We start from the raw sequence: 9,251 nt of genomic DNA, 5'->3' as shown, positions 1-9,251 counted from the left end.
TGCGCGGGAGGCGGACTCGGCCTGGTCGCGGGCGTCGCCCGGGAGCACCGTGCTGATGCCGGCCAGGGTGCGGAACGACAGCCCGGACGCGGCACAGTACCCGCGATCGGCGATCGCGTTGGCCGTGGTGACGAACCCCGACCCCCAGTCCGATCCCGGGTCCTGCGGGACGTCCGGGTCGCCGGGGGCGGGGGAGCCGAACGGATCGCCCAGCTCCCACTCCGGCGGGACGGAGTAGACCAGGCCGGTCGGGCTGCGGACGTCCTGCCAGTCACCGGGTGGTGGGCCCGCGGCCAGGGTGGGGCCGGGTTCCTCGCGGTCGGGGGCGGCCGGGTCCGTGTCGTCGGACCAGAGTGCGCACCCGGTGAGCGCCGCCACGAGGGAGCCCGCGAGGATCGTCGAGAGCCCGGTCCGGGCCGCCGCGACCACGCCCACCCCGGCCATGTCGGTCAGCCCTGCTCGACGAGGGCCTTGATCCGCTTCAGGGAGGTCGACACGCCCCTGTCCAGTTCCCTGGTGAACGAGGGCTGGCCGCCGAACACCTTGTCGGTGAGGAACCTGGAGATGAAGGTCAGGCCGCTCGGCACCTCACGGCGTTCGGTGAGCCGGGTGCCGCCATCGGCGGTGGGCTCGAGCTCGAAGGCCCAGATGGTGGTGTTCTCGGTGATGCGGTTGGCGAACCTGCGGCCGGGCTCGAACTCGACGACACGGCTGGTGGTGGGCCAGAAGAGCGGGCCGCGCTTGTTGATGTTGAGCGCCCACGTCCCGGCGGTCGTGCGGCCACCGAGGGCGACGACCTTGTGCGCCTGGCTGCTCCACTGGGGGGCGTTGCGGACCTCGGAGACGACCTCCCATACCCGGGCCGGCGGGGCGTCGATCTCGATCGAACTCTCAATGGCGCCGACGGGCGCGGACTCGGTGGGCATGAAGGGCCTTCCAACGTGGACGGGCGTGATGGCGTCTCGATGGTAGGGGACCGGGCACGGCCGTGCGTGTCGTTCGCCCGTCGCGAACGCCGGGGCGCACCCTTTGCACTCGTGGGGGGCGAGTGCTAGAAAAGCGGTTGGCACTCGGCTACCCTGAGTGCCAGTAGGAACCTGAACTGAGGTCGCAAGGTGAGGCGCGGATCTGACACGGTCCGCACCGTCCGTCGCGGGCGCCGACGCCGACCACATACGTGTCACCCCACTCCCGGAGGATGATTCACCCAATGGCAAAGATGATCGCGTTCGATGAAGAGGCCCGTCGCGGCTTGGAGAGCGGTCTCAACCAGCTCGCCGACGCCGTCAAGGTCACGCTCGGCCCCAAGGGTCGCAACGTCGTGCTGGAGAAGAAGTGGGGCGCCCCCACGATCACCAACGACGGCGTCTCCATCGCCAAGGAGATCGAGCTCGAGGACCCGTACGAGAAGATCGGTGCGGAGCTCGTCAAGGAGGTCGCCAAGAAGACCGACGACGTCGCGGGCGACGGAACCACCACCGCCACCGTCCTGGCCCAGGCGCTCGTGCGTGAAGGACTGCGCAACGTGGCCGCCGGTGCCAACCCCATGGGCATCAAGCGCGGCATCGAGAAGGCCGTCGAGGCCGTCACCGCGCACCTGATCGCCTCCGCCAAGGAGATCGAGACCAAGGAGCAGATCGCTGCGACCGCCGGCATCTCCGCCGCCGACCCGGCGATCGGCGAGCTCATCGCCCAGGCCATGGACAAGGTCGGCAAGGAGGGCGTGATCACGGTCGAGGAGTCGCAGACCTTCGGCCTGGATCTCGAGCTCACCGAGGGTATGCGCTTCGACAAGGGCTACATCTCGCAGTACTTCATGACGGATCCGGAGCGCCAGGAGGCGGTCATGGAGGATCCGTACGTCCTGCTGGTCTCGGGCAAGGTCTCCACCGTCAAGGACCTCCTCCCGCTGCTGGAGAAGGTCATCGGCGAGGGCAAGTCCCTGCTGATCATCGCCGAGGACGTCGAGGGCGAGGCCCTGTCCACGCTCGTCGTGAACAAGATCCGCGGCACCTTCAAGTCCGTCGCCGTCAAGGCTCCGGGCTTCGGTGACCGTCGCAAGGCCATGCTGCAGGACATCGCGATCCTCACCGGTGGCCAGGTCATCTCCGAGGAGGTCGGCCTCTCGCTCGAGACCGCCGACATCTCCATGCTGGGCAAGGCGCGCAAGGTCGTCGTGACCAAGGACGAGACCACCATCGTCGAGGGCGCGGGCGATCAGGGTCAGATCGAGGGACGGGTCAACCAGATCCGTGCCGAGATCGAGAACTCCGACTCGGACTACGACCGTGAGAAGCTCCAGGAGCGCCTCGCCAAGCTCGCCGGCGGCGTCGCCGTGATCAAGGCGGGCGCGGCCACCGAGGTCGAGCTCAAGGAGCGCAAGCACCGCATCGAGGACGCGGTCCGCAACGCCAAGGCCGCGGTCGAGGAGGGCATCGTCGCCGGCGGCGGCGTCGCCCTGGTCAAGTCCGAGGTCGCCATCGACGGTCTGTCCCTCGAGGGCGAGGAGGCCACCGGCGCGAAGATCGTCAAGTTCGCGCTGAGCGCCCCGCTCAAGCAGATCGCCTTCAACGCCGGCCTCGAGCCGGGCGTCGTGGCGGAGAAGGTCCGCAGCCTCCCGGGCGCCCAGGGCCTCAACGCCGCCACCGGCGAGTACGAGGACCTGCTGGAGGTCGGCATCAACGATCCGGTCAAGGTGACCCGGTCCGCGCTGCAGAACGCCGCCTCCATCGCGGCGCTCTTCCTCACCACCGAGGCCGTCGTGGCCGACAAGCCCGAGCCCGCCGGTCAGGCGATGCCGGGTGGCGACGAGATGGGTGGCATGGGCTTCTGACCCAGTCCACGTAGACAGCCGGGCCGTGGCCCGCACCGGAGAACTCCGGTGCGGGCCACGGCCTTTTGCGGTGCTGCCGGATGGTGTATCCAGGCTGGTCGCCCGCTGCGGGGCGGGGGCCGGTCCGTAACAGGATCGTCATCTTGATTGCGTCGCGTAAATTGCCTGTGATCTGCGGTTAAGGTGCGGTTTCGTCTCTTGTGGTGGACATGTGTCCTTTTTAGAGTCACTCTCAGGCGCCTCGAAGGGTGCCGTGAACGCACGAGAACGGAGAACACCATGCCCGACTTCAGTCAGCTGTCCGACCTCTTCGGAGGCATCACCGACATCCTCGGAGCCGTCGTCACATTCACCGGGTCGCTGGGAGGCGAGGGGGGCATGAACGACTTCTTCGAGGCCGTGTCGAGCATCAGTGCCGACTGATCCCAGAGTCCACCTCCAGAGATAACCACCCAGCAGACCCAGGAGCACACCATGTTCTTCCCCGAGTTCGGATCCCTCGCCGGCGTCAGCGGCGCCCTCGGCTATGTCAACGACTTCCTCGGCGCCTTCGGAGACCTCTTCTCCGGCCTCGCCTACTTCACCGGAGGCGACTTCGAGGAGGCCTTCGCCGGCGGCTTCATGATGTGATGACCTGAACCTGCCGGGGGCGGCCATGCCCCCGGCGCACCGGTGCGGCCCGCGCGATCTCCCTCGCGCGGGCCGCACTGCTCTGTTGTGGGCGCTTGTCTAGATGAATGTTTATCGACCTAAAGGTAACCAGACGGGGTCGAGGCGGATCGCGATTCGTGAGGTAATGCTCACGTTCTTAATTAAGTCAATGCTTGAAGGGTATTTGCCCAGCTACGTGCGGGTGTTAGGATTTCCTCGCATCCGTGATCTGCACCACAATGGATGCTCTGAGTTGCATATGTGGCACCGCGCAGCCGCAGAGACGTAGGTCACAATTGACTTCGGCGCCGCTCAGACTAATCTGACCCTGGCCCCATGAGCCGGGGCACCACTTTCAAAGGGAGATACACATGCCTGACTTCAGCGCCATCAGCGCCGCACTCACCGCGGTCAAGAACCTCATCGACGGAGCGGTCAGCTTCACGGGTTCGCTCACGGGTGAGGGCACCCTCGACGCGCTGGGCGCGCTCGGGAGCCTCGGCGGCGGCGACGTCGACGTCAGCGGCCTCTGATCGGCTTCGGTCATCGCGCTCCGGCGCAACGCCCCGGCTGCGGCGTAAAGCAGCCGACCCCCCGAAAATCATCTCGGCCCGGATCTGTCCGGACCACACCTCTCTCTAGGAGTACAGCATGGGTATCGACCTCGGTTCCGTCGGCGAGCTGCTCGGCCCGAAGGGCCTCGTCGACCTCGCGGGCGGCCTGCTCGGCGCCGTCAACAACGTCGTCAAGGGTATCGGCTACTTCGCCGGTGGCGACTTCCAGAAGGCCTTCGACGCCGGCTTCATGGCCTGAGTCGTACAGCTGATCGAGAAAGGGCCCCGGGCCGTGCCCGGGGCCCTTTCCCGTGTCGCGTCCGGTGTGGTGCCCGCACCCGCGCCGCGAGGGGTGTATAGGAATTTGTTCATATCGGTAACAGGCGGCTGGGTAGCGTCGATAATGTTGACGTGAGCCGCAAGGGTGGTTCCGCGGTTACCGGCGGGCCACCCGGGTATGGAATCCTCGGATGGTGCCCGGCGGGCGCAAGACTCGGTCCTGTAGGCATGCTCCCGGGAGTGTGCTTAGTGGGACTTGTGTGACTACTGGGAATCGGGTTAGCTGTCAAGCGAGGGTCTGCCCGGGTCCGTCTGTGAACAACGAGAAGGTTAGGCGTCGGAATATGCGTTCAGTCAAGAGCGGCAGGTTGGGTACCAAGGTCGCCGCAGCGGCCATCGCCGCGGCCATGGTCCCCGTCGTTGCCACGGGCACGGCACAGGCCCAGGGCGGCAACATCCAGTACACCAAGGCGACCGCCCAGAACAAGGTCGTCGAGACCCAGCTTCCCGACGGTCGACTGATCGTGTCGGTGTGGTCGGACAAGATGGCCATCGAGGTCCCGAACATCGTGCAGCGCCCGCGCGACGGTAACGCCGGGGCGCCAGTGCTCTACCTGGTCAACGGCGCCGGTGGCGGCGAGGATTCGGCCACCTGGCAGGCGCAGTCGGACGTCAAGGCCTTCATGGCCGACAAGGACGTCTGGACCGTCACCCCGATCGGTGGTGCCTTCTCCTACTACACGGACTGGCAGCGTCACGATCCCAACGTCCAGACCCGCTACGCCCGCGAGACCGACCGCCCGATGGCGTTCGAGACCTACCTCGCCCAGGAGCTCCCGAACCTCTTCGAGGGCCGGTACGGCGGAAACTACCCGAACCGCAAGCGCAGCCTCGCCGCGATCTCGATGACCGCCACGTCGGTCCTGACGATCGCCCAGAACCACCCGGGCCGGTTCCAGGCCATCGGCTCGTACTCGGGTTGTGCCGAGACGTCGACCCCGATCGGCTACCAGTTCATCAACATCGTCACCGGCATGCGTGGCGGCGCGAACCTCGACAACATGTGGGGCCCCTACCCGGGTCCGGGCTGGGTGGCCAACGACCCGGTCGCCCAGGCGCACAAGTTCGTCGCCCAGCGCGACAACGGCACGCTGCCGGCCATGTTCATCTCCACCGGCAACGGCTTGCCCGGCCCGCACGAGTCGCTGGAGAACTGGCGACTGCGCAACAGCATCCCGGCCCTCGCCAACCAGGCGATCGTCGGAGGCATCATCGAGGCGGCCACGCAGTACTGCACGGCCAACCTCGCCCGCCGTCTGGGTGAGCTGCAGGTCCCGGCCCAGTTCGACTTCGCGCCCAACGGCACACACTCGTGGGGCTACTGGGAGGACGATCTCAAGCAGTCCTGGCCCATGATGGCCCAGGCCATGAACGCGCGCTACGGCCCGATCTGATCGGCTGACGCACCGGCACCCTCGGGTCCCGGCTCCGACGGACCCCGTCCCACCATCCGAGTGGGGCGGGGTCCGTTCTCGTGTGACGGGGCCGCGTGTCCGCGTCCGAGTCTCCTCAGGCGTGGTGGAGAAGTTCGGCGTGGCCCATCTCGCGCACGGTGCCGATTCGGGTGAAGAATCCGGCGGCCCGGGGGTCGCCGGGCATTTCCGAGGCGGCGCGATGGGCCGCGTCGGCCGACGCCCATGTGATCAGTTCCAGGAACGAGCCGTCGTCGCACCGCGCAAGCGAGGCGTGGACGAAGTCCTCCCGGTATTGCTCGCGCAGCAGCTCGATGAGCCGATCCCGGTGTTCGACGAGCCCCACCTCATCGGTGGATTCGAATCGGACGAACTCGACAACAGGCATGAGGACCCTCCTTGATAGGTAACGGATTCAGGAGTTGAAACCGTTATGACCGTATCACGGCTTTGGACGTGCAGTGCGTTATGCTGTGGAGATGCAAAGCGACCTGTTCGAGATGCCGTGGATCGATGAGAACTCGGTGTTGGCGATCGCCAACACCGTCGTGATCGACGATCCCCGTCAACCCGGGTCTGGGCACATCGATCTACTCGCCGCCGGCGAGACGCTGGCGGTGTGGCGGCAGAAGGTCCACGATCCACAACTGGCCGGTATGCCGCTCGCCGAGCTGGTGGAACTACGCGGTGACGTCCGGTCCGCATTGGACGCCGCGGACAGGGCGGTTCCGATGCCGGAGGAGACGCGCCTGCGACTCAACGCGCTTGCGGCGGGTGCTCCGTTGACGTTCGCCGTGGATCGAGCAGGTCACCTGCAGGCGGTTGAACTGACCGGGGACGCGGCCGGTCGAGTGGCCCGCGAGACGCTTCGTACGGTCGGGGATCCGAACGCCCGAACCCGGTTGGTGCGACGGTGTCCGGCGCCGGGGTGTGGGATGTTCTTCATGCCCGGTAGGCGCGACCAGAGTTGGTGCACGGTGCGGTGTGGCACCCGCGCCCGCGCGACCAGGCTCCGCCAGCGCACACTGCAGCACCCCGACGCCGGGTGATCAGGTGCCTACCGCGGACGAACTCCTCGGGCCTGCTGAGGCGAGAGAGCTCATCGCCGCCCTGTCGCGGGTCGACCCCAGCATCTCGCTGTCCGCCACCCGCCTTGCGGCCGAGAGGCTGTCTACGCTGACTCTGAGCGCGCGCGCTCGATCGCTCGCGGAGGGCGTGATGACCGATATCGGCGGCGACTACACACGCATGGCCGGTGTGGTGAAGGCGCTGCACGAGGACCCGGACAGCCGAGGGTGGAAGCTGTGGCCGGTTGGGTTGGCCCTCGCGACTACGGCGATAGACCGCGGTACCACGGGCGCGTTCGATGAGTCGATGGGGCTCCTGGGCGACCTCACGCACCGGTTCACCTCGGAGTTCGCCGTCCGGCCCCTGCTGCGCCACGATCTCCCTCGCGCACTGTCGGTCATGACCCAGTGGACCACGGCCCCTGACTGGCAGGTCCGCAGACTCGCCTCGGAGGGCAGCCGACCCCTGTTGCCGTGGGCCGCACGGCTGCCCGAGGTGATGGCGGACCCGGCGCTGACCCGCCCGGTTCTCGATGCCCTCTACGACGACCCTCGGGAGGAGGTTCGCCGATCGGTCGCCAACCACGTCAACGATCACAGCAGGTCTGATCCGGACACCGCTGTCGACATAGCGCTGGGGTGGCAACGCGGCGGAGGCACGCACGTCGCGAGCACGACGCGCCACGCACTGCGGACGGTGCTCAAGGACGGTGACGCCCGGGCACTGGAGATTCTGGGGTACCCGCCCATCGAGCTCCTCGTGGCACCGCTGGAGGTCGAGCTGAGCGCGGCGACGACCGGCCCCACGGTGCACTTCCGAACGGCTGTCGACAATCGAGCGGACGGGCGCGCGTCCCTGCTGCTCAGCTATGTCCTGCACTTCCCTGACGCGCGCGGTGGTGAACGGGTCAAGGTCTTCTCACTCGGTCGGAAGCGGGTCGACGCGGGGGGCCGCTCGATCGTCCGGGGATCACACGACTTCCGGAACCGGTCGACGCGCCGGTACTACCCGGGTCGCTACGCCATCGCGCTCCGGATCAACGCGCAGACCTACCCGCGGGCCACCTTTGCACTCTGACTGCACTCCGGTGGTGGGCCGCTGGCAAACTGTACGCATGACCAAGACCGACGACCCGCGGCGGACCGAGCTCCGGCACGCGGACGGCAGCACGAGTCCGCTACTGATGGTGGACGCCGATGCGCGGGACGCCGATAGGCCCGCCGTTCTGGTTCTGCCCGGCATCGCCGTCGGCGCCCGGTACTACCTCCCGCTGGCGCGCGCGCTGGCCGCCGAGGGCGTGGACGTGGCGATCACGGAACTGCGGGGCCAGGGCGAGAGCACCCACCGCATCGGTCGCGGTGGGGGAGCAGCGGGATACCACGAGAGCGCCGCCGAGGACGTCCCGCTGGCGCTGGACGCGATGCAGCGCGAGCTCGGGACGCGGAGCGTGGTGCTGCTGGGCCACAGCATGGGCGCCCAGATCGGCGTCTACCACCTGGCGCGGCACGACCCCCGAGTGGTGGGCCTGGTGGCGGTGGCGGCGCAGTCCCCGTTCCACCGCGGATATCCCCGGGCCCTGGGCCGACGACTGCGGTTGGGCTCGATCCTTCTCCCCACCATCGGGTGGCTGGCGGGACACGTGCCGGGACAGTTCTTCGGCGCGAGTGGGAAGATCCCGGCCGATCGCATCAGTGACTGGTCCCGCCTCGCGGCCCGGGGCGACATGCAGCCGGCGCGCGCCGACCTCGACTACCGGGCGGGCCTGGCCCGCGTCACGGTCCCGGCGCTCTCGGTGGTCATCGCCGAGGACCCCCTCGCCCCCGAGAGCGCGGCCCGTGGCCTGCTGGCGATGCTGCCCGCCGCCCGGACGAGCCTCGAGGTGGAGCCGGAGGCGCTCGGCCACAACACGTGGGCGCGCAAGCCCACCGAGGTGGTCACCCGGGTGCTGGCGTGGATGGACCGGGAGGTGGCGCTCAGTCCGTCGCGGGACGACGACGAGGGAGCCGACGCCTGAAGAACTCGTACGTGAGAACCGCTTTCCGGGCCTCCTGCGAGTTGTCCGCAGCGCCGGCGTGTCCGCCCTCGACGTTCTCGTAGTACGCCACCTCGTGACCCGCGGCCTCGAGCGCGGCCGTCATCTTGCGGGCGTGTCCCGGGTGCACACGGTCGTCACGGGTCGAGGTGGTCATGAGGACCGGCGGGTACCGGCCCTCCGAGGCCGGCCGGACGTGCTGGTACGGCGAGTACGCGCCCAGGAAGTCGTCCCAGTCCGCGGAGTCGGGGTCGCCGTACTCGGCCATCCAGGACGCGCCGGCGAGCAGCAGATGGTAGCGCCGCATGTCCAGGAGCGGGACCGCGATCGCGAGCGCGCCGAACAGTTCCGGGTAGCGGGTG

12 protein-coding genes and 1 pseudogene are annotated in these 9,251 nt (G+C 68.2%); 9 read left to right on the top strand and 4 right to left on the bottom strand.

Annotation, left to right across the window (positions count from 1 at the left end):
• Together G6027_RS10640 and G6027_RS10635 are read right to left on the bottom strand one after the other, a co-directional pair.
• Positions 1-444: pseudogene (locus G6027_RS10640) on the bottom strand (hypothetical protein); the annotation flags it as partial.
• 5 nt (positions 445-449) lie between these two features.
• A complete protein-coding gene (locus G6027_RS10635; protein WP_182637154.1) occupies positions 450-926 on the bottom strand; it encodes an SRPBCC family protein in 477 nt (158 codons plus the stop codon).
• 284 nt (positions 927-1,210) lie between these two features.
• On the opposite strand from G6027_RS10635, the gene groL reads away from it, so the two are divergent.
• The 6 genes from groL (at position 1,211) to G6027_RS10605 (ending at position 5,771) form a co-directional block, all read left to right on the top strand.
• Positions 1,211-2,833, top strand: coding sequence for a chaperonin GroEL (gene groL, locus G6027_RS10630; protein ID WP_182637153.1), 1,623 nt, complete (start codon positions 1,211-1,213; stop codon positions 2,831-2,833).
• A gap of 279 nt (positions 2,834-3,112) precedes the next feature.
• Positions 3,113-3,256, top strand: coding sequence for a hypothetical protein (locus G6027_RS10625; protein WP_182637152.1), 144 nt, complete (start codon positions 3,113-3,115; stop codon positions 3,254-3,256).
• A 51-nt stretch (positions 3,257-3,307) separates the two neighbouring features.
• Positions 3,308-3,463 carry a hypothetical protein gene (locus G6027_RS10620; RefSeq protein WP_182637151.1) on the top strand — a complete coding sequence of 52 codons (156 nt, stop codon included), beginning with the start codon at positions 3,308-3,310 and terminating at the stop codon, positions 3,461-3,463.
• 392 nt (positions 3,464-3,855) lie between these two features.
• The gene (locus G6027_RS10615; protein ID WP_182637150.1) at positions 3,856-4,017 is read left to right on the top strand and encodes a hypothetical protein; all 162 of its coding nucleotides are present in this window, start codon (positions 3,856-3,858) and stop codon (positions 4,015-4,017) included.
• 118 nt (positions 4,018-4,135) lie between these two features.
• Complete coding sequence (locus G6027_RS10610) at positions 4,136-4,297, top strand: hypothetical protein (RefSeq protein ID WP_182637149.1); 162 nt, start codon at positions 4,136-4,138, stop codon at positions 4,295-4,297.
• Positions 4,298-4,661: 364 nt separating this feature from the next.
• Complete coding sequence (locus G6027_RS10605) at positions 4,662-5,771, top strand: alpha/beta hydrolase family protein (RefSeq protein ID WP_182637148.1); 1,110 nt, start codon at positions 4,662-4,664, stop codon at positions 5,769-5,771.
• Between the two features lie 115 nt (positions 5,772-5,886).
• Here the strand turns inward: G6027_RS10605 and G6027_RS10600 are convergent, their stop codons facing one another.
• Positions 5,887-6,177 (bottom strand): hypothetical protein, encoded by a 291-nt coding sequence (locus G6027_RS10600; RefSeq protein ID WP_182637147.1) that lies wholly within the window; start codon positions 6,175-6,177, stop codon positions 5,887-5,889.
• A 91-nt stretch (positions 6,178-6,268) separates the two neighbouring features.
• Here G6027_RS10600 and G6027_RS10595 point away from each other — a divergent pair, with 91 nt between their 5' ends.
• From G6027_RS10595 to G6027_RS10585, 3 genes are read left to right on the top strand one after another with little or no spacing between them, the layout of a single operon-like run.
• Positions 6,269-6,838: a CGNR zinc finger domain-containing protein gene (locus G6027_RS10595; protein WP_187702803.1), complete on the top strand. Its 570-nt coding sequence runs from the start codon at positions 6,269-6,271 to the stop codon at positions 6,836-6,838.
• A gap of 4 nt (positions 6,839-6,842) precedes the next feature.
• The gene (locus G6027_RS10590) at positions 6,843-7,934 is read left to right on the top strand and encodes a DNA alkylation repair protein (protein WP_182637145.1); all 1,092 of its coding nucleotides are present in this window, start codon (positions 6,843-6,845) and stop codon (positions 7,932-7,934) included.
• Between the two features lie 37 nt (positions 7,935-7,971).
• Positions 7,972-8,871 (top strand): alpha/beta fold hydrolase, encoded by a 900-nt coding sequence (locus tag G6027_RS10585; RefSeq protein ID WP_182637144.1) that lies wholly within the window; start codon positions 7,972-7,974, stop codon positions 8,869-8,871.
• On the opposite strand, the gene G6027_RS18825 is transcribed toward G6027_RS10585, so the two are convergent.
• The coding region (locus G6027_RS18825) for a prolyl oligopeptidase family serine peptidase (RefSeq protein ID WP_241727028.1) at positions 8,831-9,251 on the bottom strand (421 nt) is incomplete at its 5' end. The genes G6027_RS10585 and G6027_RS18825 overlap by 41 nt on opposite strands.

The organism is Dietzia sp. SLG310A2-38A2, from assembly GCF_014145095.1.
Taxonomy (GTDB): Bacteria; Actinomycetota; Actinomycetes; order Mycobacteriales; family Mycobacteriaceae; genus Dietzia.
Note: the sequence above shows the minus strand (reverse complement) of the source record. Positions and strands in the feature narration are given on the sequence as shown.

Coding starts and splice junctions, on each gene's coding strand:
- G6027_RS10610 (WP_182637149.1), top strand. CDS start 4,136: ATGGGTATCGACCTCGGTTCCGTCGGCGAGCTGCTCGGCCCGAAGGGC.
- groL (WP_182637153.1), top strand. CDS start 1,211: ATGGCAAAGATGATCGCGTTCGATGAAGAGGCCCGTCGCGGCTTGGAG.
- G6027_RS10615 (WP_182637150.1), top strand. CDS start 3,856: ATGCCTGACTTCAGCGCCATCAGCGCCGCACTCACCGCGGTCAAGAAC.
- G6027_RS10620 (WP_182637151.1), top strand. CDS start 3,308: ATGTTCTTCCCCGAGTTCGGATCCCTCGCCGGCGTCAGCGGCGCCCTC.
- G6027_RS10625 (WP_182637152.1), top strand. CDS start 3,113: ATGCCCGACTTCAGTCAGCTGTCCGACCTCTTCGGAGGCATCACCGAC.
- G6027_RS10605 (WP_182637148.1), top strand. CDS start 4,662: ATGCGTTCAGTCAAGAGCGGCAGGTTGGGTACCAAGGTCGCCGCAGCG.
- G6027_RS10585 (WP_182637144.1), top strand. CDS start 7,972: ATGACCAAGACCGACGACCCGCGGCGGACCGAGCTCCGGCACGCGGAC.
- G6027_RS10600 (WP_182637147.1), bottom strand. CDS start 6,177: ATGCCTGTTGTCGAGTTCGTCCGATTCGAATCCACCGATGAGGTGGGG.
- G6027_RS10595 (WP_187702803.1), top strand. CDS start 6,269: ATGCAAAGCGACCTGTTCGAGATGCCGTGGATCGATGAGAACTCGGTG.
- G6027_RS10635 (WP_182637154.1), bottom strand. CDS start 926: ATGCCCACCGAGTCCGCGCCCGTCGGCGCCATTGAGAGTTCGATCGAG.